The sequence below is a fragment of the Sulfuricystis multivorans genome, assembly GCF_003966565.1.
In the GTDB taxonomy this organism is placed as follows: Bacteria; Pseudomonadota; Gammaproteobacteria; order Burkholderiales; family Rhodocyclaceae; genus Sulfuricystis; species Sulfuricystis multivorans.
In genome coordinates this window covers 29,113-51,143 of record NZ_AP018719.1, presented here as the reverse complement: position 1 = coordinate 51,143, position 22,031 = coordinate 29,113, and the positions used below count along the sequence as shown (strand labels likewise).

The following is a 22,031-nucleotide window of genomic DNA, read 5'->3' as shown; positions in this document are numbered from 1 at the left end:
CGACTTTAGGCCACCATCGGGCTCAAATTGCCCCGGCGCCGGGCCCCCCGGCGATCGGCAATCAGGTCTCGCAAAGCTTTGCTGTGGAACGCCATGAGAACAGACCGCTGCCTTTCTGTCAGGGCGGGATCACTGCACATGGCCTCGAGCAGTCGGGACTGGACCCAGATCAACCGCTTCGCATGCGTTTCGGCCGACAGGCCGTTGCCGTCCCCAGGCATCTGTGCCGTGATTTCCAGGGCGTCTCGGCGCAGTTTGTAGCAGAGCGAGAATTCCAGCGGATCTCGAGAAGACGGCCGGACCGGATCATTGGCCGCCGCCGGCGCCCGCGTGGTGAATTTCTCTAGGTACTGAACCATCATCGATGCCACCCGGGTGCTACTCCATCGGGCGCGTACCGGTACAGGCCGGATACCGCGGGCAGCCCCAGAACATCGAGCCGGCCATATTCCCGCGTGTGGCCGATCGCTTCACCATCTCGCTTCCGCAACGGGGGCAGCTTGGCTTCTCGTCCGGATAGGGGCTGCTTTCCGAGTTGGTCTGGGCGATCAGCCGCAGCATCAGGTTGGCAGACACCAGCTCGATACTTTGCCCCTCGGCAAACTTCTTCGCATCGGCGGTGAACTCGCCGGCCGCAACCACAAAGCCACCGACGGCGCCTTCGGCTGCCATAACGCCGTACAGCTCACGCACAGTGGCCACGCCAACCCGAGTGGATTTCCATTGCTTGCACTGCACAAGGTATTTGTCCCGTCCGGACCACAACTCCAGATCGACGCCACCATCAGGAGCGTTCCCACCACGCTGGACCACGCGATACCCCTTTCGGCGGAATACCTCGGCGGTCAGGACCTCGAAGTCTTGCCAGGAGATTTCGCCCAGGGCGGTGTGCCCGGGGTGGTTCGCCACCTGGGCGTGCAACGAACGCTGCCGGCGCCGGCGGAAGAAGGAAATGCCGGCCCCGAGAACGAAGATGAACGGGATCACGTACTGAAGGATCGCCGACAACCCCATCAGGAGCTGCTTGCCAACGTTGTTGGCCAGGTCGTGAGCCCCGGCCGCGGCCAAGGCCTGCGGGGGCGCCGAGGCAAGGTGGTGAAAGCCGAAATAGGCTCCCACGGCAATGATGAGGCTGGCCTGCCACGGCAGAAGAGACGCGATGTCGAGCATGGCGTCGAAGAGACTGGCGTTTCTACGGGACATGGTGTTCTCCCTCTTGATGTCAGCCGATCTTGTCGGTCTTGGGTTTGTAGTAGACGGTATTCCTCGCGTCCCGAGGATTGGGGGGCCAGTCTTGATAGACGGTCCGGTCCATGTCCTCATGGAGCAGGAAGTAGGCGGTAGCCCAGCAGGTGATCAGAACGCCGGCCAGAATCGGGACGGACCACTCGTGATGCATGGCGAATGCCTTGAAGCCTTCGATGTGCCAGCTACGGAGGTCGATGAAATCCGCACCGAGGTAGAACAACACGCCATATTCGATGGTGGCGGCCGCCATGAACGTAACAGCTGCACGGGCCCAGTTTTTCATCCGAAGGGCGGCCAGTAGCCGTGCCCCCAGGGTGATCGACAGAAAGAGCGCATATGCCCGGAGCAGGAACGGAAGAGCATCGTTTATCGTTTGCCCGGTGGCAGGCTTGGCCGCTCCATCGCCTCCGAGCCACGGCTTGCCACTCAGTTTCATCGACATCCGCGCAGCCGGCTCGAGAAGGCGCCGTAGCTCCGCCTGGGCTTCCTCCCGTATGTCCTTCCCGGACGCGCTGCTGCCGGCCGGGGCGGCGCTGTCGTTGGTCACCGAGGAGACCGTGACGGTGGGCTTGAAGTCCCATTGGAAAGGAATGCCGGGGTTCGATGGGAACAGGAAGGCGAGGGTCTTCTGACTGTGCGGCGGGATGGTTGTCGTCACGGGCCAGGCCTGGTCGGACGAGACGTTGATCGAGTTGGTCAGCTCCAGGGAAATCTTCAGCGTAGCCGGTCCGTCATTGATCGCATACAGCGCCGCACCGCCCTCAAGGTCAATCCGTTGAATCTTGGCCGGATAGTTGGTGGCGCTGGCGAAGGACGAAGCCAGCATCACCATCAGGGCCAGAAGAAAGCGGACAGGGAAGAAGGCTCGGCGCATCATGGTGGTCTTTCAGACGAAGGGGCGGGGGCGGGCCCAGATTTCGACGAATCGCTTCTCGAAGACCTTGGAAACCAGCCAAGCGACATTGCCGGCCAGGACCATCCCGACGCACATGCCGATCAGTTGGGGGCCGTTCTTGTGGTGAAGGATGGTTAGCCAGCCGCCGTCGGAGCTGACCATCTTGAAGACCTTCTGCAGCAGCGGCAGGTTGGCAGCCAGGAGGATGAAATAGGTCAGCCAGCAGGACGCAAACAGCATGACAACAACGAAGGTTTGGGAGAGCTTGCGTAGCATCGGCGACCTACCGAATGACGTAGCTTGGCAGGGCCGTTCCAGCAAAGTGTTCGCGACCAATCAGCATCGGTTGAATCCACTGCGGGCGCCGCAGGGAATGCTGCGGACCGTAAGGCTGGGCGCGGAAGTGGCCACGACGGATATGGGGGCGGACGCCAGCGGCGCGGATAGCCTGGATAGCGTCCAGTTCGGACGGCAGGTTGCACGGGCCTACCACAATGCGGTCGTAGAGCCTGGCGGCCTGACGCGCCGCTTTCTCACGCTTCACGCTTTGCTGACGATTTGAGGCCGGAAATCCGCTTGATCGCCTCGGTGCCCTCACGAACCTCGCGCTGACGGGCCTCTTTGGTTCCGAGGTACACTAGGACCTTAGCAACGTGCTCGATCACGGGCCTGACGACCTGCGCGTTGGGGAAGTCGGAGCGCGCCCGGTAATGGTCGACAACCTGGTCCACCAGGGCCGAGATCGGCATCTTCTCGTCGCTGAAGGGCAACCCCAGGTGAGTGAAGCAATCGTCCATGACACCGCTTTTCCCGACCGGACTGCCAAAAATGATGAGGTCGAACCCTCGAACCAGTTCTTGGCCGTAAAGAGAGTGCGTCAAGCCAGAAAACAGGGGGTATCCGATTTCCGTGATTGAAATGTGGTGTCGTTAGGCTTGCTGCTGGTTATCGACACATCGTGTTTTGTGATTGACGCTGGCGTGATGTCGCGTTATCATAAAACCGTGTTAAATGATTGATAGGTGCTGCGACATGACTCTCTTTGACGCTCTTGGCTTCCGGTGGGACAGGTCGGCAGTGCCAGCTTCTATCCCGGCACACTCGATTGAGCGCGTCTGATTCCGCTTCCACAAGATGCTGCCGGAGTTTGTATGGGATGCGTCGGTGCTCGAAGGCTGATGGCTTTCCTCGCGGGGTGTCACCCGGATGCGGGGAACATTGGGGCGAAAACCGCATAGCTGAAGATAGAAGAACAAGAATGGATGCCAATACCAAAAAGGGCTACGACCTCATCAATCGCCGCCGCAAGCAGTGGAGCAACGAGGAGGAAGTACGCCACGCATGGATGAGGGGGCTTGAAGAGGCATTGCAGATCGACTTGGACGCGGAGCGGGCCAAGCGCGACTCCAGCTACAACAACGTCGTCATCGAGTTCAAAGGCCCCGGTCTCTTCAAGGGGAGTGAGGCAAGTCCGAAGTTCATCGAGGCAACCGATGGTCGTCTCTTGAAATACATTTCGCGCTTGGCTGCTGAGCAAGGGCTGGATGAGAAGGACTACATCGGTATCGCCATCGACGGCGATCATGTGGGTTTTGCGCAAGTCCAAGACGGCAAGATATTTCACCAGCCACTGATGCCGTTCTCGACCATTGCCTTCCAGATGGTGGTCGATGCGCTGAGAGCCAATTTCCGGCGAGCCGTCACATCGGAGAACCTGGCCGAGGACTTTGGGCATCTATCCGAGACAGGCCGCGAGTTCATGCAGGAACTGTCCAATGCTCTTGCTGATGCTCTTGGACAGCCCGGCAACCGCAAAATCAAGATGCTCTTCGAGGAATGGGCAGCCTTGTATGGGCAGGCTGCTGACCTCAGCATTCAACAGCGCAAGAAGATCAATGGGTCATTGGGATTTGACTTCGCAGGACCAGCCGCCATTGATTTGCCGGCCAAGCTTTTCGTTACCCACACCTTTCATTCTCTGCTGATGAAGCTAATCGCGGCCGAGATCGTGGCTGCACATGGCATGGCGTCAAGCACTTCCCTGATCCATGAGCTACTGGCTCTCAGATCGGACAAGGCTTTGATTGAGGCCCTACGCTCGGATATCGAGAGCGGCGGGTTTTTCAACGCAGTCGGTTTGCATGGCTTCGTCGAAGAAGCCATCTTTAGTTGGTATCTGGATGCCACAACCAAAAAAGCGATCCGCGCGTCGATGTGTTCGGCGCTTCGCACCTTGCTGGCCAAGCTTTCGGTCTATCGCTTCGATACCATCAAGAAGACCGGGCACTCGCGCGATGTTTTGCGTGACTTCTATCAGGACTTGGTGCCGGAGGAATTGCGCAAGAGCCTTGGCGAGTTCTACACGCCGGACTGGTTGGTCGAGCACTCTGTGGCCAAGCTCGGCTACAAGCGAAACGAGTGGCTTGCTGCTCGGCTACTTGACCCGACATGCGGGTCGGGTTCGTTCTTGCTGGAGGCTATTGAGCAGAAGCGCCTAGCAGCGCTGACGGCGGGATGGACTGCTGAGCAGACCGTGGACATGCTGACCACGACGGTCTGGGGCTTCGACCTCAACCCACTTGCTGTGCAATCCTCTCGCGTCAACTTCTTGATCGCTATCGCAGACCTGTTGCAGCAGTGCAAGGGTAAAGACGTTGATATTCCTGTTCTCTTGGCTGATGCTGTGTACTCCCCTGCCCCCCACCCTGACGGCGATCAAAAGGTGGTTGAGTACAGCATTGGCAGTCAGCAAGCAAATCTGCAAGTTGTTCTACCTGCCGATTTGGCGCGTGATCGCGTGTTGCTCGACAAAGTATTCCAGCTCATGGGAGAAGAGGTTGAAAACGACACTGAATTCCCGCTCGTCTCTAAGGCGCTGGTGAAAGCCAAGATACTGAGCAAGGCGCAGGCCGATGAGTGGAATGACCACCTCAAGACAACCTATGACCAAGTGCTCGCACTGCATCGGCAGAACTGGAACGGCATTTGGTTCAGGATTGTGCGCAACTTCTTTTGGTCAGCTACTGCCGGACAGTTTGATGCCATTGTGGGTAATCCGCCTTGGGTACGATGGTCGAATCTCCCAGAGGCATACCGGAACCGAGTTAAGCCCACCTGCGAAAAGTACGCCATCTTCTCGGACACCAAGTTCCACGGTGGCAACGAATTAGACATTTCCGCCATCATTACCTACACGACGGCTGATAAGTGGCTGGTCGAAGATGGACGGTTGGTGTTTGTCATCACGCAGACGGTGTTCCAGTCGCCTTCGTCGCAAGGCTTTCGGCGTTTCCGCATCAATGCGACCGACCGCTTGGTGCCCATCTCCATCGATGACATGAAGGAGCTAAAGCCGTTTCCAGACGCGGCGAATAAAACGGCTGTCGCCATGTTCACGAAGAAGATAGGGGGCGCGCCCCGCTATCCGTTGGACTACCGGGTCTGGCTTGGCAAGCCCAAGACCGACAACGCAGGCAATCCGAAGAAGGGGCGCGGCGGTCAAGTGGCTCGCCTGAAGGCAATCGACCCACGTCTACATCGTGCAGAGGTGGCTGATCTTGTGGATGTGATCCAGATGGAAGCCAATCCCGTCTCGCAGATTATGGAGGGGGCTCCTTGGGCCATCATGAAGCCGGGGCACTTCGCCGCATGTCAGCCGATGTTTGGCCCCTCTACTTGGGTCAACGGCCGTAAGGGCATCACGACTGACCTGAATGGCGTCTATTTTGTGGATGTCATTGACTCGAACCCTGCGACAAAGACGGTAAAGGTGCGAACTCGGCCACATGAAGGCAAAACCGACTTGGGGCAGCCGCGCGAATTCTGGGTTGAGGCTGAGAGCTTGTTTCCCCTGGCAAAGGGCGCAGGCGACCTCCATCCATGCTATTTCCTGCCGGAGAACACACTCTATGCGTTCGTGCCTAATAAGGGCATTGACCGGGCATCGTTGGACAGCGCTGCGGCGCGCTACAACAGTCACACGAATCCCAAGACATTCAAGTTTTTCAAAGCCTACAAGTCACTTTTGGAGTCGCGTTCCACCTTCAAGACGCGCATGAAGGGTGCTCCCTTCTTCGCAATCTACAACGTGGGCGACTACACCTTCGCACCCTACAAGGTCATTTGGGCCGAGATGACGGGCGATTTTTCTGCGGCCGTCGTGGCGTCTGGGTCTGTGCCGGGCTACGGGTCGCGTGTTTATGTCCCTGACCACAAGCTCTACTTTGCGGACTTCGATCAACCGGAGCCAGCCTTTTATTTGTGCGGATTGCTGCACTCGGAGATCGTCAAGGAGATGATCGAGGCGCACAACGTGGCAACCAATATGGGCGACATCTTCAAGCATGTGAGCCTGCCTGAGTATGACGCCAGTTTGGCCGAGCACAAGGCGCTTGCTGAGCTAGTGAAGCAGGCCCATCGAGAGCATGACTCCAGGAAGCGGACCAGTATCGTCGCCAAGGTCAGAATTGCGGCCGACGAAATCATTGAAGCTGAAATCGCGCGCCGGTGCCAGCAGGGATGCGTTCGATAACCACCGAACGGTGAGTCATAACCATGCCCGCCAACATCCTCAACCTGCCCTGCTACAAGGTCTTGGGCATTCAAGAGAACGAGCACGACTACCACATCGATGTTGAAACGCTGGAAGCGCCAACGTCCTGTCCGCACTGCCAGTCTGCGAACCTCGTTGGCTTTGGTCGCCGCGAGCAGATGGTCAAAGACCTGCCCATGCACGGTCGGCGTGTCGGACTCTACATCGACACCCGTCGCTACCGCTGCCGTAACTGTGACAAGACCTTCTATGAGGCACTGCCCGAGATCGACGAGAAGCGGCTAATGACCAAGCGGCTTGCGCAATGGATGGGCAAGCAGGCCATCAAGCGCACCTTTGCCAGCATTGCGGAAGAAGTCGGCTGCACGGAGTTCACTGTCCGGGCGGTGTTCAGAGACTACGTGAACGAGTTGGAAAAAACCATCCGCTTCGAGACGCCAAAGTGGATGGGTATCGACGAAATCCACCTCATCAAGCCTCGTGGCGTCATTGCCAACATCCAGAACAACACCATCGTCGAACTACTGCCGAACCGGAACAAGGATACCGTGGTGCGCTTCCTGCACCATCTGGAAGGCAAGGAACGCATCCAGTACGTGGTGATGGACATGTGGACACCGTACCGCGATGCCGTCCGTGCTGTCATTCCACAAGCCGAGATCGTGGTGGACAAGTTCCACGTCGTCCGGATGGCAAACGATGCAATGGAGCGTGTCAGGAAGCGTCTGCGCGAATCACTGACGCCGAAACAGCGTCGTGGCCTGATGCACGACCGCTTTGTGCTACTGAAGCGGGAACGCGATCTGAATGACCAAGAGCGAGTGAACCTTGACGGCTGGACGAAGAATTACCCGGAGCTAGGCGTTGCCTACCGGCTCAAGGAGGAGTTCTTTGGTATCTACGACGCTGAATCGCCCGGCGAGGCGCAGGCCAAGTTCATCCAGTGGCAGAAAAGCATCCCGTCCGAAATCGCTGACGCCTTTGCCGACATCGAGCGAGCATGGGGCAACTGGACGATGCCCATCCTCAATTACTTCAATCACCCCGTCACCAACGCCTACACAGAGAGCTTGAACAGCCTGATACGGGTCATGAACCGGCTGGGGCGTGGCTACTCGTTCGAGGCGCTACGCGCCAAGATTCTGTTTGCCGAGGGCGCGCACAAACACAAGCTATCGCGGCCCAAGTTCGAGCGCAGGCGTGAGCCTGAGCCAGTTGAAATGGGTTACGGACTACCCGGCAACATCAAGCACTTCGAGATGTGCGATTCCTTTGCACGGATGACACCGAAACCACCACCTGAGCCGAAGCCATACGTCCCGAAATCAACAGAATCGGAGAGGCCAGAGAAGAATTACGGCGTTGATATATCAACCCTCATCCGCATGATCGAGAACGGCGAGCTATGAACCCGTTTCAATCATGGAAATCGGATACCCAAAACAGGTAACACCCTTCGACCACATGCTCACCAGACGAGGGGTCGAACATATTGGCCGGGAAGTGGCGGTGCTCGCCGAATTCGATGTAGATCTCATCGAAGGGAGGGCGAAACCATTCAGCTGGTATATCCTGACCAAAGTCCGTATCGTGAAGCATCGATTCCAGGGCATCGGTGGTCTGGAAGTAACGTATCCGCTGATGATAGACCATCAGTCGGAGACCGATATCGCAGAGCACGTCCATTCGCCCCTGGTACATGACATAGGCCAGATCAGGATAGCACTCAAACATCACCGTAGCGATGTCGTGGCGGGACGTTCCAGGGAGCTTTGACGCAGCAACGACAGCTGGCGCAAATTCCTCGAGGAAACGTACTTCGAGGGCCAGTGCGTTGTTTAAGGCTACCCGCTTATGATGCGGGAGCGAGAGAATATGAGGGTCGGTGCAGCCAAGACTTTTTTCGTAAGCGCGACTGTAAGCCTCGGCATAAGCCATGAATTTGCGCTGCTGCACAGCAGTAAGCGAGGTGAAGAAGAGGGTATTTTCCATGGCGGCCTAAATCTGGGTGCCGTTGTCATTGGTGGCAATGGAGGGAATGCCGCTCCAGACTCGGGGTTAAACGAAGTTTGTGGCGATTCACCATGCCCTTATCCACGATGGCCAGCTTTTTCCAACCCACCGGGATGATGGAGCACACGATTACCCGGGAGCCATTGTGAATCACAAACATTCCGTCCCGGACGGCTCTAGTGGCTACATCGATCAGTCGCTCGTGATCATCGGGGACAATGACACGTGCTTCACTGGGAAAAGTGTCAGCGGGCAACATAGCGTCCCGCCTCCTGGATGACAGTTTTGGCAGCCAGCATGGCGTTCAGATTTTTCTGGAGCATCCGGCGCGAAAAGCCAGTAACGTGCTCGATTTCCTTCATGCTCATTCCCCAGTAGTCGCGGATAATTTCCCGCAGGTGGTCTCTGATTGCTGCGTCGTCCATGAGAAGACTCGTATTGATGACGAGGACAGTTTGCCAACTATGGAGGAGTATTTCAGGAAAAAATGCGCTGCATAAAAGCAAGCGCAAATGTCCATAAAGGGCAGTGGAGATAAAGCAAAAGTTGGCTTTGCAGTTGCGCTTCGTTCGCTGTGATCAACTTACGGGAGGACTTTCACTTCCAAGAGTGCGCCCGTGCCGGGCGCACAAAAAAGGGTCCGAGAACAGAAGATCTATGCAATTCAGGAAGGACTAAATGTCCTCTGAAACCGAGCCTATCCAGAATTTTGTGTGTGAGGCATACCATGAGACCTGAAAGGAGGCGGTATGCCGAGCATCAAGAAGACGAAAGTAGCGCCGGTGGTTGAGGCGCCGTATCAAATCAAGCGGGAAGTGCTGGAGGAACTGATCCCTGGGCCGATGACGGCCGAAGGCGTCGAATCGATCTTCCGGCAAATCAAGAAAGCGCTGCTGGAACGGGCGCTGAACGCCGAACTGACCCACCATCTGGGCTACGCCAAGGGCGAAGCGCCCGCGGAAGCCGGCAACCACCGCAACGGCAGCAGTCCCAAGACCGTGCTGACCGATGACGGGCCGCTGACACTGGACATTCCCCGCGACCGGATGGGCAGTTTCGAGCCGCAGATCATCGGCAAGCACGAGCGGCGCTTCACCGGCTTCGACGACAAGATCGTTTCCATGTACGCCCGGGGCATGAGCGTACGCGAGATTCAGGGGCATCTGCTGGAAATGTACGCCGTCGAAGTCTCGCCCCAGTTCATCTCCGACGTCACCGACGCAGTGATGGCTGAGGTGACGGAATGGCAGAACCGGCCGCTTGAGCCGATGTATCCGGTGGTGTTCTTTGATTGCCTGCGTGTCAAGATTCGCGATGAGGGCACGGTCAGGAACAAAGCGGTCTATCTGGCCCTGGGCGTGCTGCCCGACGGCAGCCGCGATGTGCTCGGGCTGTGGATCGAGCAGACGGAAGGCGCCAAGTTCTGGCTCAAAGTCTTCAACGAGCTGCGCAACCGGGGCGTGCAGGACATCCTGATTGCCGTGGTCGATGGTTTAAAGGGGTTCCCGGAGTCCATCGAAACGGCGTTTCCGCTGGCGACGGTGCAAACCTGCATCGTGCATCTGATCCGCAATTCGCTCGACTATGTCAGCTGGACGAACCGCAAGGCGGTGGCCGCCGCCCTGCGCCCGGTCTATACGGCACCGATCGAAGCGGCAGCCCGCGAAGCGTTGGCCGCCTTCGAGAATGGCGAATGGGGCCAGAAGCATCCGACCATCGCGGCCGCCTGGCACCGCAACTGGGAGCGGGTGATCCCGTTCTTCGCCTTCCCGCCAGACATCCGCCGCGTGATCTACACGACGAACGCCATCGAGAGCCTGCATATGCGCCTGCGCAAGATCATCAAGACCCGCGGCCACTTTCCCAGCGACGAGGCCGCAATCAAGCTGCTCTGGCTGGCGCTGCGCAACATCACGGCCGACTGGGGCAAGGCCGCCAAGGAATGGAAGGCCGCGATGAATCAATTCGCCCTCCTCTATGCCGAACGCTTTACCGAGGCCCGGGGATAGAATGACCACCGACTTTCCCACCGCGCCGCTCGCCCCCGGCCATACAAGGGCCGGCGGCGGCGCCGTGAAAAAGTCGCTCTCCGCCTCAACACAAAATTTCTGATACGCCCCCTTGAGCATATTAAGAGCGGCTTTATGCTGCTCGAGATGAAGCATCTTCAATGACCTCATCGGAAACCAAGTTTAAGGCTCTTCCATCCGTTTCCAACCGCACGACTGCCATCCCACTCGATTTCCACAAGATCGAATGTCTCTGGATAATCCAGGCCGCATTGGCCGACATCGTATGAGCCGCCAAAATAGTGTTCGACAAATACTGCTCGCTGCGGTGGCACATCACCGGCGAGGTGCAGGATCTTTTCGGCCAATTCAGGCCAGGCATTGGTAACCGATTTGCCTTTGTTCTCCGCAAGCTCAGTACAGACGAAGATCTGCCGGCCATCGGCCAACCAGAACGTCGACAACCCGATAGTCATCGGCTCGACAGGCGGAATGCCTGCCTTCAAGAGTTCCAGTGTGCCCTCAGCAGATGGAAGTGGGCGATCAGGCGAACCCGCATACACTTTCAGCACACCAGAATCGATAGAAATTGGCACGGGCCCATCAACTGCTATGACGTATGTGCTATCGATTAAGCTGGCGGGCAAAGTGATCTTTTCTGGAAGCATATCTATCCTCCCTTAAATTCTGCAAGCTTGCCGCTACTGGCCGCCGGCCGGTTTATTTGTAGACCACCCAAGAAAACAATCAAGGCGAAGGTGATCTACATGCCAACCGCAACCCGTCATCTCACCATCATGTTTCATCCTGGATAGCGACACCGACGCGTGCAGCGATGGCTTTGGCCCTACGTTTTTCGTCAGGCGATATGGCGGCCATCATGCCTGTGAGCAGACCATGGAACGAGATAACAGTCCTACCCCTATCGATACTGTACTCGATCATCTCGATCCCCTCACCGCGGTCAAACTCGACCGGGTTCTGGCCGTCCCACTCCAGAGCAAGGCCGAACATCATGCGGACTTTCCGCACGAGCCCATGACTGGTATAGGCCACCACGAGGACCTCCCAGCGGTCTCCTTCCGGGTCGAAACCCATCAGGGCTACAGCTGGACGGCCAATGAAGCCATCCTCATCGTGCTGCACCGCGAGTTCTGCTGCACTGGTGCTATCAGCCAACGGCCGGAAGTAAATCCCGTCCGGCTCCATGGCTGACTCGGCCTGGACCCACTGAACGCCAGGGGTCAACATAAACTTTGTGTAGATCAAAGCTTCGTTACCCATATCACAAATTCATATCACATCACATAATGCCACATCTGAGCTAGATATACATTCCCTTCAATATCGATTAGCTCAATTCCCGAGATTCTGATATTTCTGTTCTCGATATATTCGATGCGCGCATTATGCAACTCTGCAATCAATTTTCCATCCTTTCCGAAGGCGTAAGCAACACCATCCTTGTGGTTCCAGGAAATTATGGCATCGACCTGACTCGGTCTCTTGATTTCACGGCCGTCTTTACCAAGAAGAATTGCGAGTTTCCCAATTGGTTTTGTTTCCATGGCAATATCAAGGCATTAAACAATGCTTGCAATGGCTGCTGGCACCCTCGACAAGACTCGAACCTGTGACCTGCTGACCAGGATTCGAACCAAGGACGTATCGCTTACAAGGCGATTGCTCTACCAACTGAGCTATGCCGGCAAAATTTAATCGTAATCTGGCCTATCGTACCGACGACAGTTGTCGCAATAGCCATCGACTTCACCTTCGTCGTCTGTGAGATGGCAGATGTCCGTATACCATCCGCAATTTGGACACTCTTCAATGCCATGATCGACCAGCTCGGTTTCCAGATCGTCAATAGACCGCCCGGTTTCTCTCGCAACCCTATAAATACCATCCGCGTAAGAAACGATGGTCTCAAGCTGGTAATCGGTAAGAGATTTTCTACTCATTTTTCGAGCCCTGGCAATACATTCAAAACAGAATTAACGAAACCATTTTCCATTTCAATGACTGATGCACGCTTGCTCTTGATGGCGCTGAACGCAAACAAGGAATGCGTTGCAACGACGATCTGGAACGACTGGATCACCAATGGATCGAGCAGCAGAGACCACAGTTTCGCTTGCATCGGCAGGCTCAGATGGCGATCCGGCTCATCCAGTATGAGGGTTGGCTTGCTGCGCGGAATCTTCGGATCGAAGTAACGCGCCTTGAAATGCTCATACCTGTATTGCCACGTCTTATTGAAATCCAGAAAGCCTTTTTTAATGAGATCGGTCGCTTCCGGGAACCTGATAACAGGCGACATGCCTTTCTTACTGAATTTTTCGACCACTTTCTGGGTAATCTTCTTCATCTCGTTTTCATCAGGCTCATACTTTCGACGAGAAACAGCTTTCTCGACTTCGGCATCCAGATCGAAAAACTGATGCGGAGTAACGACCTGGGCCAACAACTGAATAACGTCTGAAATAGCATTCAGCACGAACTCGCCGCTCGATCTCGATCTGGCTGCACGTTGAACAAGCATCGGGGCGAGGTAGTCGCCATTTCCACGACTCAAGGCATCCACCGATGGAGCAAGATAAAACACTTGCCCGTCGTGCGAAACGGACACTCCATCTAAGCGATCTTCGTTATCGAATCCAAAATAATCGAAAAGGGCTCTATCAGAGATTTCCTGACGCCCAGACAGACAAGCGCTTCCTGCCGCGACGGAATAGAGCAGGGCGGTCTTGCCGCTACCATTCGGGCCAACCACCAGCGTCAATCCTTTATCGAGCACAAGATGCTCAGGAACGTTTTTGCATTCGGAAATGTAAGGCAGCAAATGCCCCTTCGTCCGCTTGATAACTTCTTTGTCGATGGAAATCTCTGAAATCATGATCACCTCACAGATTTCGAATTGCCGAATAGTGCCAGCAGCCTTCCTCGCCAGCTTTAAACGGAGGAACTGATGCGCCTGGATCATCTTCCAGCAATTCGCAGAAGACGTAGAACTCGTTGCCGTCCAGATAGCGAGCTCGTACATCACGGCCATATCCCGGGCCCGTCTCAGGGCCACGGCCACAACTGCCACGGCGAAGAATCACTTCATCGCCGGGCTTAATTCCGTCTGGACGCTCATGAGGCGCTATTTCTTTCCACATCGGCTCATACCGATCAATGAAACGCAGCGCCTTTCTCTTGTTCGACCCATTGAGCTTATCCACTGCACACGAGATGCTGTCAAGAATTGAGCGAAGCTCACCAGCGGCAACACTGATACGAATGCAGCCTTTTTTGTCAGCGACGACGGAAAGCAGCTTCTCGTGAAAAGAAGAGTGCGCTTCTCCGCACAATTGAAGTAATGCAGAGGGAATCACTACACGAACAGTTTTCGCGCTAAACATCTTTGCCTCCATGCCATATGGTGTCTTGAGAAACTGGGCCTCATGATAACCATCGAAGCCCGGCAGGCGTGTGCCTTGAAAGGCCGCATGAACTGCGAATCTGTGTCGAATCAATAGTTCCGGCGGGGACGCCAGTCCAAAAGCTCGTAGTCGCCATCAGGCTGATACGACGGCCAGAGGCCAGAATCTATGCAATGCTTGAGTTTGCGCACGGCCTTACGGAATAGACGCATTCCGTCTTGCAGCATATCGTCGGGGGCACCGTAGAGAGCGCATCCATAGGGGGCTTCCTCTTCGACAGGAAGGAAAACAAAGTCGAAGTCGCGTTTGAATACTTGGCGAAGACCTTCGAGATACATCGCCGCTTGCAGGTCGTAGAGGTAGCGATCGCATGCCCACCTGAAGGCTTGCCGCGAGGCATCCGTAGTCTTCTTCACGTCCAGACAAATGCCGGTGTCGAAATCGACACACAGACAGTCGGGACGGATTTTTAGCCAGATACCGGTCTCTTCGTCTTGCCAGATGATCGAATGCTCGACGAGACCAGCTCGTAGCAGCGTGTCTGCCGAGGTGTGCCGGGAAACGCTATGAGCGATTCCCTCAATGACAACCATCTGCTCCGGCGTCAGGATCTTCTTGTTGGCGTTGGCGATCTCAAATTCCTTGTACTCTTTCAGACGCTTGTCCGAGATGGGTGCAACAACGTATTCAGAGGCGAACAGATGCGGTTCGAGCAACCGGGTATGTACCGCGGTACCTAAAAACATCGCCGGAGTTTCCTTGCGGTTAGCTCCCTGCAAATAGGCTTGGAAGTGTGCCGGTGAACGTAGGATTTCCTTGAGGCCAGATGCTGAGACGCAGGAGCGATCAGCGTGATATACCTCGTTCGGAATGTCAGGGCGACAGCGCAACTGCCCGAAGATATCCAAAAGCGACGGCGACGGTGCATCGGCGACGTTTGGCTCTAGTACGGCAGCTATGGCAACGGCGGCGGACATGGCGGGCTCTCCTTATTCTCTACTCAGCCAAGTATGCCAACCTGCCATAGGCGTTTCTGGAAAAAGTACCGCCTCCGCTACGACGCATAAGCAGTGATTTCAGCGTCCATTCGGGACAGCAGAAATGACATTCGCGCCGGAGAAATTTGAGAACCAGCGGCCACCTTTTGGTACGTTCGAGGTTAAAAAGGAACCGCAATGAAACCTGCTCGCCTCAAACCCGAAAAGGCTTCCCTCTGGTGGGGAGATCACGATGAACGATAACGCTACGATGCCCGAAGCCGCGGTGCTCTTTGCCGACGTGACGCCCGGCACCTTTCAACAATTCACAGCGCTGCTCCTGGAGCGCCTGGCTGTCACTCAGCTGCCCGAGATGGCGGGGATGATCCGCTTGCGAGGGCGCTGGACAGACCCTGGGCGTGCGAGCGGCAAGTATTTCTACGGGGCAAAGGTTGTTGACGATGGTGGTGCTCAAGCCAAGGTCGAAATCATGGCCTCCCTGGTGGCCAGCCGGGGAATCGTCCCCGGGCAGAACGTAATCCTCTCCGGCCGCCTGGTAATCAAGTCCGGCAACTATGGTGTCGAGGTAAAGCTGGCAGCAACGGATATCCAGCTTGGGGAGCAGGAAGAGGCGGCGCCAACTGCGATGGTCCAGCAGGGAAGGATGACACTCGAGCGCTTGCGGGCTCTATCCCTATGGCGCGTTCCGTTCCCGGATCGTGACGCGATCTCCATCACCCTGATTCAATCCACCTCGGCGGCCGCCCAGGTTGCCAACGATTGCATGGCGGAGCTGACCAAGCTCGGCGACGCGGTGAGAGTTTCCCCTGTCCGGGTGAACATGCTCGATCCCGTGGCTATTGCAACGGCGATCCGGGAAGCCACCGCCGACATCCTGATGGTCATCCGCGGTGGCGGCGATGCGGCTGACTTTGAAGTCTTCGAGGACCCGAGAGTCCTGACGGCCATGGCGGAACAGAAAGCGCACCGCGTCGTCGGCCTGGGGCACACCGGGAATGCAACTCTCCTGGATCTCGTTGCCGATTATTCGGCCAATACGCCGGCGCAGGCCGGAGCCTATGTCCGGGAGCGCGTCCAGCAGAGACAGCGACTACTGGACGAAGTTGGCAAAGAGCTACGCCTGGCGCGCGAGCGCGCAGAAAGTCTCGAGAAGGAACGGAATGCGGCTCAGGTTCAACTCCAGACGTCCACCGAGTTGCTGAAGAACGCCCGTGCTGGAATACCATACTGGGTTGCTGTTGCTGCATTTGCGTGCGGTGCATTCCTGGTTTGGATTGCACGTTGAGAACCAGAATCTGCTGGTCATGGGATCGTTGGGGCAGATCACCCGGAAATCCCTCTCCAGGAAGATCAGCGGAGGGCCCAACACGTTTACCAACATCAGACTGGGCATCGATGCAGAGGAACAGGACCAGCGCGTCCGACTCAGAACCATCCACGACATAGCCGAATTCTTTGGCATGTCCGTCGCGGATTTTGTCAGGCCGTACCCGTCCATCCCTCAGCTGAACCGAATCGCTCATGTCATTTTCAGAAATTACTGCGACATTTCAGAAATAAACGCGACAGGATTGCGGGGATCGCATCATGAAGATCCCCATCCGCAAAACCAGCACGCTCAACATCGAGGATCCCGAGCTGAGAAATGAGGACGGGGACCTTGTTACATGGTGGTATGGGCCAGTCACCAAAAACAAAAAAGCCGATTCGGTACCGAAGGTCCGTGTTTTCTTCCGTCGTATCGACAAGAACGGGAACCTCGGGGAAATAATCCGACGAGACAAGGCGCTGACACTTCTGGGAAAACTTCGTATAGGGTCAATTTGGAGCAAGGGCGTTAGCAACACCAGAATCGACTTGAAATCCGAGCAATTCGATCTTTCCTTTTCCCCTGAGGGGTGGAAAATCATTTCTCCGTACGACGCTGTCCATCTAGAGAAGAAACCCAACCCTATCCTGTCCAGCGAGTAATGCCGCCGATGAGCGGGCCAGCTTTGCGGCTCGATCGTTGGCCCAGATCATCGCCGCGGACAACGGGAGAGGGGTGAGCATGCAGGGGCCGGGGCGGGGCAGGCAACCGTCGATTCGATGTTGGCTCTTGACGCAGTAGCCACCCGCGACTGGCTCTACTCGGAAATCGAGTTCCTGGGCCACGCCGCGGGTGCTGCGGAGGAGGAAGCGCTGAGATTCCACGCTTCGCTCCTATCAGGCCGCAAGCAGATCCGGTTGTTGGGCGTCCGGGGTTTCCGGGGGCGCCGATGTTTCCCCGGCAACGGGAGCGCCGTCTGGCCCACCAAGCTGTTCCGCCGGCGCACCTTCGGCGCCCTGGCCGGTCGATTGTTCATCCTCCTCGCCACCAGGCTGTTGAGTTGCGAGCAAATTCAGGCGCTGGGTCAAGCTGTCCATTCCGCGCAGACCGGTGCGCCGCCCTTGCTGCTCAACCGCGGTGATCAGATCCTCGTCGGACAGCCATTCATCGGCATCCTCAAGGTCATCGGCGAAGTCGCTGTTGCCCAGGCCGGCGCGCAGCGCTTCTTCCAGTCCTTCAATGGACAAGCCAGCCTTTTCCATGGATTCCTGGTACTCCCGTGCTTCCTTGACGGCATCCAGGAGCTTCATGCCCGGGCGGGTTACCAGATCCGCAAAATAAATCGGCTCACGGAAAGACTGAGTGGTGGTCTTGGTCTCAAGAACCAGCAGCATGGGCATATTGGCGATGCAGCCGCCGGTGAGACCAGAGAGTTGATTGAGGCGAGAGCCAAGCCGGTCGAGGGAGTTGAACGACGTCGTGCGTAGGATAAAGGCGCCCAGCTCGTCCTCCTGCCCTTCGACGCGGAAATATGCACGGCTGAAGTTCTTGCAGCGATAACGCTGGCCATATTCGCAAGCTTCTGGCCGCGGGCAATCGATTTCCTTTACACCATCTTCCGTGACACGACGCGCCCGGTCGCCATTGCCGACGCATAGCGCCCGCCCCTTTTGGGGGTCGAACGCGCTGAAGCTGTTGTGCAGGTTTAGATTGACGTCGTTGTAGGCGATCCGCACTGGGATGGCACGCAGCTTCTCTTCGCCCTTAGTCAGGGTTTTTTGAAGGGGATGCTCCTCCCAGACACGGGTTTTCTTGTCCTGGAAGAGCGTGGTCAGGGTGAAGTGATCGTCTTTTACTGGCAGGACCTTATCGTTCTTGACGATGGTATGGCCGACGGTGATACGGCCAATGACCGGAATGGTCAGGGTGATACCACGATTGACGGAGAGGCGAGTAGCCTTTGAGGTGGTTGTTTCGGCAACGGCTTCCATATCGATACTCCTCAGAAAATGGCGGCCAGAGCGGCGCGGCTGGCGGGGGAAAGGGAATCTGCGCTGATCAGCTTGCGCACCGGCGCCTGGGGGGGCGTTTGGGCGAGGGCGGGCTTGGCCGGCGACGTTGCAGCCGCGGAAAACCGCTGATCGCTGATCACCGCATAGGAGTCGGTCTGCTTGATCTTCCTGTCGCGGAGGTCGTTTGCCATGACTTCGGCGAGAATGACGGAAGTAGGCTTTTTAGTCTGCTCCTTTCCGTTCTGCAGCTTGCAGGCGGGGCCATATTCCGTATAGACCCGACATAAACCGTCCGGATCTTGAGCAATGGTGATCCGATAATCCTTATCTTTGCCGGGACTGGAGTGATGCATATCGATTTGACGGATGACGGTTCCGAAAATCACAGGACGGGGCATAGCGATCTCCTATTGGGCACGAGATCATTTTGCCAACCCGCCCCGTGCTTTTCTGGAAAAGTTACAGATATCTGAAATCAAGACCGCGCTCAAAGAAGCTCGATTTGAACAGGATGTGTCCCAGGTAGCTCGTCTTTGCCAAATAACCCGGTCTGTCCAGGCTTGAACGAGATGCCCTTTCCCGTCAACCCAGGCTCACGCGCGAGAAGTTCGCGCAAGGCCTTCATGTCTGGCAGGTGGAGTGCCGCGCTGATTGCCGCGTCGATTTCCGCGCGCACAGGATCGACGTTGAGCCTGGCGAGCGCTTGCAGTTCTTGACCGCTGAGACGGTCGTAGGCGTCTGCCAGTTGGTGAAGAGCATTGTCGGCCAGGTTGCGCACATCGAGGACCGGCATCGCCTCCCACTGCGGCTTTTTGATCTTCATCCATGCGCCTTGCGTGACAACGCGACGCGATAGCATCAAAAGCAGAGACGGGGTTGAATTGAGCCACAGCAGCAGGGCCTTTTCTTGCTCGGCTGCCAGGTTGGCTTTGAGCGCCCACCAGGTATTGCCGAGAACCGCTTGCTCGAATCCGACCGCCAAAACGCGATGCGAGTTTGTACGAACCCGCTCGACCAGCAAGATGCGCCCGGCCTTGCCCCAGACGGACTCCTGGTTTTTGATCTTGGTGCGCCCTTTTGCCGGCGTCGTGCGTGGCGCAAGAAATGCGTTTGGTCTCTGCGCAATGGAGAGCACGGACTTCGCATCGTGATTCCAAAACGCCGGATAAGGCGACCAGTCCGACAGCTCGAAGGCGTCGTGAATGTCGCGTTGATCATTCCCAAGACCGCCAATCTCAGAAACGCGGCACAGAGGCACGGTAACTGGCTGACTCCCTGGGACAGCGAGCACTTTGTCTCTGAGCAGCTGAACCGCCACCCGTAGCGTCCATGTTTGCGCGAATTGCACCCCGATCCATTGCTCCTCACCTTGGGCCGCAGGAAGGGATACGATCTCTGCGAGCTTGCGCCCGTCGCTGCCTGTGATGGGCGCGACCGCCCCGCTTTCTACGTCTGCCGCACGAGTGCCCACAATGCGCGAGGTCATATCCATAGCCTCGTAGATCGTGGCCGGGTTGTGCCACAGGTTCACGTAGAGCGTTCTACCAGGCGTCTCATTGCGCTTAAGCTTCCTCGCAACGAACATCAGTTCGGACAGGTCGGTGTTCTCGGAGAAGTTTGGCCGCTCCGCGTCGTGGCTGACGATCACGACCTCAAGGTGGTATCCGTCGGCAATGAGCCTGCGACTCTCACCCCAGGCTTCCCCCGTCGCCAGGGCCGCAGGAAGAATGAACGCCATGCGCCCGCCCGCGCGTAGGTGCTTGTCCGCAATCGCCATGAACACGCTGCCCAGGCCCGCCGTGATCGACGCCTTGAGATTCTGTGCGCGCCGCTTCAGCTCCGCCTGTAGCTTGTCACGCTCATCGTCCGGCAGGCTGCCGAAGAGCAGATTGCCGCCCACGGAGCGCACAAACGGGGGATTCATCACGCACAGGTCGAGGACCGGCACCTCGGCCTTCGTGTAGTGCTCGGAGACAACGCCCGTCTGTTTGACCTCCATTTGGCTGTAGTCGAGCGTGAACTGGGTGGGCACCGTGCGATGTCCGATGAAGTCCAGGCTGCCAAGCCGCAGCGTGCGGCCTTGAACACCCATCGGCATCGTAAATAGGTTCATCCTGCGGTATGTCACCTCTGGCGCAAGCATTCCAAGTGTCGATGCGGTGAGATGCACCGCCGACGGAAGCACGTCGTAGCCGTAGATGATGTTTTCCATCAGGGTCTCGTGCAGATGCTTCAGATCGGTCTGCTCGATCTTCCTCCCGGAACTCACCCGGTCGACGATGAACCGGTCCGTGATGGCCTGCGCCGTCGCCATCAGCAGCGTGCCCGTGCCGCAAGCCAGATCGGCAGCAACGAAATCGACCAGCTTTTTCAGCGAGCCGAAATCAATGTCCCACTTCTGCGCGAAGGTGAGCTTGAGGAGCATCGTGGCCGATGAGGTGGCCGTGTAATACGTCCCAAGGTATTTGGCATGATGCAGCAGCCAGTGGTAGATGCGTCCCATCAGGTCGTGCCTCAGCGCCGATTGATTGGCGCAGATCGCCTTGGCCTCGTCCTTGAGCCAGCGAACCGCCGCAATGGCGCCCTGGGTGATCGGCACTTCTTCGAGTATGGCCTCACCAATCTGAAAGATCGGGACGTAGTTGATGCGCGTCCAAATCCAGCGCCAGTGCGCCTTGATCTCATTGATCGGGTCTGCGGCGTTGTCGTAGGCCCGCAGCGAGTCGATGCGTCCATCCGCGTTCGTTGCCGCCAGTTGCTCCTGAAAGATCATGGCGTTTGCCAGTACCAGCGCAGCTACCTTGGCCGCCGTTTCGCGGCGGCCATCACGCTCATCCGCAGTCTCCCCGCGCCTCGGAGGCATCCCCAGGACATCGGAGAGCTTGTCGCATACACCACCAGCGCCTGCCCACAGATCGGCGATGGACTGGATGCGCTGAGACAACCTCTCTGCCGAGGCTGCAACGATGTCGTCTTTCGTCATCGCCTCGTGCGCCCGACGCAAAGATGCAAGCACTTCGTCGGGACTTCCTTCAGCCCAGTCCGTCTCTCCTGTCTCGGAAATGACCAGGTGCCTCAACCTGCTTTTCGACAACGCCGCCTCAAGATCCCCTACGCGAACCGCTCGAAGCGTCTTGGGATAAATCAGCGCTACGGCGATGTGACAGATGCCGCTTTGAACGCGCTGCCTGGCGTCGCGCAGCACAGTGTTTTCCGCATCGGGAACGTCCTCATACTTGCCCTCGATCACGACACGGACGCCACCCAACAGAAACATCACATCCGGTCGCTGCTGTCCATGTCGATGGATCGTCTCGGCATCCGCATTGACGCCCAGCTTGCTGAGAACGATTGCAAGCTGAGTGTTGATCGTCTCTTCCCGGTGCCTGATAGCCTGAATCATTACGCCCCATTCCGATGTTCATGCATGCCTGGACGGCCGCCTTACCGAACAATTCTAGGCCGTGCAAGGCAAACTTTTCTCTGTTTGCCTTCTGGAGATCTCGACATCCTTCCCCGGCCTAAAGGCCGGGGACTGTCGCGTACCTGATCAGGCCACAGGAGATG

The 22,031-nt window shown here is 57.1% G+C and carries 22 protein-coding genes; 5 read left to right on the top strand and 17 right to left on the bottom strand.

Going from position 1 to position 22,031, the window contains the following annotated elements:
• Positions 1-5: 5 nt before the first annotated feature.
• Genes EL335_RS13145 through EL335_RS13125 form a run of 6 tightly spaced genes read right to left on the bottom strand, consistent with a single transcriptional unit; the run spans position 6 to position 2,940 of the window.
• Entirely contained in the window at positions 6-362 is a 357-nt protein-coding gene (locus EL335_RS13145) for a hypothetical protein (protein ID WP_126448005.1), read from the bottom strand.
• A gap of 16 nt (positions 363-378) precedes the next feature.
• Positions 379-1,203, bottom strand: coding sequence for a restriction endonuclease (locus tag EL335_RS13140; protein ID WP_126448003.1), 825 nt, complete (start codon positions 1,201-1,203; stop codon positions 379-381).
• Positions 1,204-1,222: 19 nt separating this feature from the next.
• Positions 1,223-2,125: a hypothetical protein gene (locus tag EL335_RS13135; RefSeq protein WP_126448001.1), complete on the bottom strand. Its 903-nt coding sequence runs from the start codon at positions 2,123-2,125 to the stop codon at positions 1,223-1,225.
• A gap of 9 nt (positions 2,126-2,134) precedes the next feature.
• On the bottom strand, positions 2,135-2,419 hold the full coding sequence (locus EL335_RS13130; protein ID WP_126447999.1) for a hypothetical protein: 285 nt from the start codon (positions 2,417-2,419) through the stop codon (positions 2,135-2,137).
• Positions 2,420-2,426: 7 nt separating this feature from the next.
• Entirely contained in the window at positions 2,427-2,687 is a 261-nt protein-coding gene (locus EL335_RS14610; protein WP_488803499.1) for an AcrVA2 family anti-CRISPR protein, read from the bottom strand.
• The gene (locus tag EL335_RS13125) at positions 2,677-2,940 is read right to left on the bottom strand and encodes a hypothetical protein (RefSeq protein WP_126447997.1); all 264 of its coding nucleotides are present in this window, start codon (positions 2,938-2,940) and stop codon (positions 2,677-2,679) included. Before EL335_RS13125 ends, EL335_RS14610 begins: the two co-directional genes overlap by 11 nt.
• Positions 2,941-3,401: 461 nt before the next feature.
• Between EL335_RS13125 and EL335_RS13115 the strand changes: the two genes are divergently transcribed.
• On the top strand, positions 3,402-6,674 hold the full coding sequence (locus EL335_RS13115; RefSeq protein ID WP_126447995.1) for an Eco57I restriction-modification methylase domain-containing protein: 3,273 nt from the start codon (positions 3,402-3,404) through the stop codon (positions 6,672-6,674).
• Between the two features lie 23 nt (positions 6,675-6,697).
• Positions 6,698-8,104 (top strand): ISL3 family transposase, encoded by a 1,407-nt coding sequence (locus tag EL335_RS13110; protein WP_126447993.1) that lies wholly within the window; start codon positions 6,698-6,700, stop codon positions 8,102-8,104.
• Positions 8,105-8,111: 7 nt separating this feature from the next.
• On the opposite strand, the gene EL335_RS13105 is transcribed toward EL335_RS13110, so the two are convergent.
• Both EL335_RS13105 and EL335_RS13100 read right to left on the bottom strand, forming a co-directional pair.
• Positions 8,112-8,687: a hypothetical protein gene (locus tag EL335_RS13105; RefSeq protein WP_126447991.1), complete on the bottom strand. Its 576-nt coding sequence runs from the start codon at positions 8,685-8,687 to the stop codon at positions 8,112-8,114.
• Between the two features lie 266 nt (positions 8,688-8,953).
• Positions 8,954-9,133: a hypothetical protein gene (locus EL335_RS13100; RefSeq protein ID WP_126447990.1), complete on the bottom strand. Its 180-nt coding sequence runs from the start codon at positions 9,131-9,133 to the stop codon at positions 8,954-8,956.
• Between the two features lie 324 nt (positions 9,134-9,457).
• Between EL335_RS13100 and EL335_RS13095 the strand changes: the two genes are divergently transcribed.
• The gene (locus tag EL335_RS13095) at positions 9,458-10,717 is read left to right on the top strand and encodes an IS256 family transposase (RefSeq protein ID WP_126447988.1); all 1,260 of its coding nucleotides are present in this window, start codon (positions 9,458-9,460) and stop codon (positions 10,715-10,717) included.
• Between the two features lie 167 nt (positions 10,718-10,884).
• On the opposite strand, the gene EL335_RS13090 is transcribed toward EL335_RS13095, so the two are convergent.
• The 6 genes from EL335_RS13090 to EL335_RS13060 form a co-directional block, all read right to left on the bottom strand.
• The gene (locus tag EL335_RS13090; RefSeq protein ID WP_126447986.1) at positions 10,885-11,385 is read right to left on the bottom strand and encodes a hypothetical protein; all 501 of its coding nucleotides are present in this window, start codon (positions 11,383-11,385) and stop codon (positions 10,885-10,887) included.
• Positions 11,386-11,512: 127 nt separating this feature from the next.
• Positions 11,513-12,001, bottom strand: coding sequence for a hypothetical protein (locus EL335_RS13085; RefSeq protein WP_126447984.1), 489 nt, complete (start codon positions 11,999-12,001; stop codon positions 11,513-11,515).
• 14 nt (positions 12,002-12,015) lie between these two features.
• On the bottom strand, positions 12,016-12,285 hold the full coding sequence (locus EL335_RS13080) for a hypothetical protein (protein ID WP_126447983.1): 270 nt from the start codon (positions 12,283-12,285) through the stop codon (positions 12,016-12,018).
• 392 nt (positions 12,286-12,677) lie between these two features.
• On the bottom strand, positions 12,678-13,616 hold the full coding sequence (locus tag EL335_RS13070; RefSeq protein ID WP_126447981.1) for an OLD family protein: 939 nt from the start codon (positions 13,614-13,616) through the stop codon (positions 12,678-12,680).
• Positions 13,617-13,623: 7 nt separating this feature from the next.
• On the bottom strand, positions 13,624-14,124 hold the full coding sequence (locus EL335_RS13065; protein ID WP_126447979.1) for a hypothetical protein: 501 nt from the start codon (positions 14,122-14,124) through the stop codon (positions 13,624-13,626).
• Between the two features lie 110 nt (positions 14,125-14,234).
• Positions 14,235-15,122 carry a PD-(D/E)XK nuclease-like domain-containing protein gene (locus EL335_RS13060; RefSeq protein ID WP_126447977.1) on the bottom strand — a complete coding sequence of 296 codons (888 nt, stop codon included), beginning with the start codon at positions 15,120-15,122 and terminating at the stop codon, positions 14,235-14,237.
• Between the two features lie 253 nt (positions 15,123-15,375).
• Between EL335_RS13060 and EL335_RS13055 the strand changes: the two genes are divergently transcribed.
• Positions 15,376-16,428 (top strand): exodeoxyribonuclease VII large subunit, encoded by a 1,053-nt coding sequence (locus tag EL335_RS13055; RefSeq protein WP_126447975.1) that lies wholly within the window; start codon positions 15,376-15,378, stop codon positions 16,426-16,428.
• A gap of 302 nt (positions 16,429-16,730) precedes the next feature.
• The gene (locus EL335_RS13050; protein ID WP_126447973.1) at positions 16,731-17,114 is read left to right on the top strand and encodes a hypothetical protein; all 384 of its coding nucleotides are present in this window, start codon (positions 16,731-16,733) and stop codon (positions 17,112-17,114) included.
• A gap of 234 nt (positions 17,115-17,348) precedes the next feature.
• Here EL335_RS13050 and EL335_RS13045 read toward each other — a convergent pair whose 3' ends face one another.
• The 3 genes from EL335_RS13045 to EL335_RS13035 form a co-directional block, all read right to left on the bottom strand.
• Positions 17,349-18,443 carry a recombination directionality factor gene (locus tag EL335_RS13045; protein WP_126447971.1) on the bottom strand — a complete coding sequence of 365 codons (1,095 nt, stop codon included), beginning with the start codon at positions 18,441-18,443 and terminating at the stop codon, positions 17,349-17,351.
• An 11-nt stretch (positions 18,444-18,454) separates the two neighbouring features.
• Entirely contained in the window at positions 18,455-18,862 is a 408-nt protein-coding gene (locus EL335_RS13040; protein ID WP_126447969.1) for a hypothetical protein, read from the bottom strand.
• Between the two features lie 89 nt (positions 18,863-18,951).
• Positions 18,952-21,867, bottom strand: coding sequence for a DNA methyltransferase family protein (locus EL335_RS13035; RefSeq protein WP_126447967.1), 2,916 nt, complete (start codon positions 21,865-21,867; stop codon positions 18,952-18,954).
• Positions 21,868-22,031: the final 164 nt, after the last annotated feature.

Coding starts and splice junctions, on each gene's coding strand:
- EL335_RS13145 (WP_126448005.1), bottom strand. CDS start 362: ATGATGGTTCAGTACCTAGAGAAATTCACCACGCGGGCGCCGGCGGCG.
- EL335_RS13140 (WP_126448003.1), bottom strand. CDS start 1,203: ATGTCCCGTAGAAACGCCAGTCTCTTCGACGCCATGCTCGACATCGCG.
- EL335_RS13135 (WP_126448001.1), bottom strand. CDS start 2,125: ATGATGCGCCGAGCCTTCTTCCCTGTCCGCTTTCTTCTGGCCCTGATG.
- EL335_RS13130 (WP_126447999.1), bottom strand. CDS start 2,419: ATGCTACGCAAGCTCTCCCAAACCTTCGTTGTTGTCATGCTGTTTGCG.
- EL335_RS13125 (WP_126447997.1), bottom strand. CDS start 2,940: ATGGACGATTGCTTCACTCACCTGGGGTTGCCCTTCAGCGACGAGAAG.
- EL335_RS13115 (WP_126447995.1), top strand. CDS start 3,402: ATGGATGCCAATACCAAAAAGGGCTACGACCTCATCAATCGCCGCCGC.
- EL335_RS13110 (WP_126447993.1), top strand. CDS start 6,698: ATGCCCGCCAACATCCTCAACCTGCCCTGCTACAAGGTCTTGGGCATT.
- EL335_RS13105 (WP_126447991.1), bottom strand. CDS start 8,687: ATGGAAAATACCCTCTTCTTCACCTCGCTTACTGCTGTGCAGCAGCGC.
- EL335_RS13100 (WP_126447990.1), bottom strand. CDS start 9,133: ATGGACGACGCAGCAATCAGAGACCACCTGCGGGAAATTATCCGCGAC.
- EL335_RS13095 (WP_126447988.1), top strand. CDS start 9,458: ATGCCGAGCATCAAGAAGACGAAAGTAGCGCCGGTGGTTGAGGCGCCG.
- EL335_RS13090 (WP_126447986.1), bottom strand. CDS start 11,385: ATGCTTCCAGAAAAGATCACTTTGCCCGCCAGCTTAATCGATAGCACA.
- EL335_RS13085 (WP_126447984.1), bottom strand. CDS start 12,001: ATGGGTAACGAAGCTTTGATCTACACAAAGTTTATGTTGACCCCTGGC.
- EL335_RS13080 (WP_126447983.1), bottom strand. CDS start 12,285: ATGGAAACAAAACCAATTGGGAAACTCGCAATTCTTCTTGGTAAAGAC.
- EL335_RS13070 (WP_126447981.1), bottom strand. CDS start 13,616: ATGATTTCAGAGATTTCCATCGACAAAGAAGTTATCAAGCGGACGAAG.
- EL335_RS13065 (WP_126447979.1), bottom strand. CDS start 14,124: ATGTTTAGCGCGAAAACTGTTCGTGTAGTGATTCCCTCTGCATTACTT.
- EL335_RS13060 (WP_126447977.1), bottom strand. CDS start 15,122: ATGTCCGCCGCCGTTGCCATAGCTGCCGTACTAGAGCCAAACGTCGCC.
- EL335_RS13055 (WP_126447975.1), top strand. CDS start 15,376: ATGAACGATAACGCTACGATGCCCGAAGCCGCGGTGCTCTTTGCCGAC.
- EL335_RS13050 (WP_126447973.1), top strand. CDS start 16,731: ATGAAGATCCCCATCCGCAAAACCAGCACGCTCAACATCGAGGATCCC.
- EL335_RS13045 (WP_126447971.1), bottom strand. CDS start 18,443: ATGGAAGCCGTTGCCGAAACAACCACCTCAAAGGCTACTCGCCTCTCC.
- EL335_RS13040 (WP_126447969.1), bottom strand. CDS start 18,862: ATGCCCCGTCCTGTGATTTTCGGAACCGTCATCCGTCAAATCGATATG.
- EL335_RS13035 (WP_126447967.1), bottom strand. CDS start 21,867: ATGATTCAGGCTATCAGGCACCGGGAAGAGACGATCAACACTCAGCTT.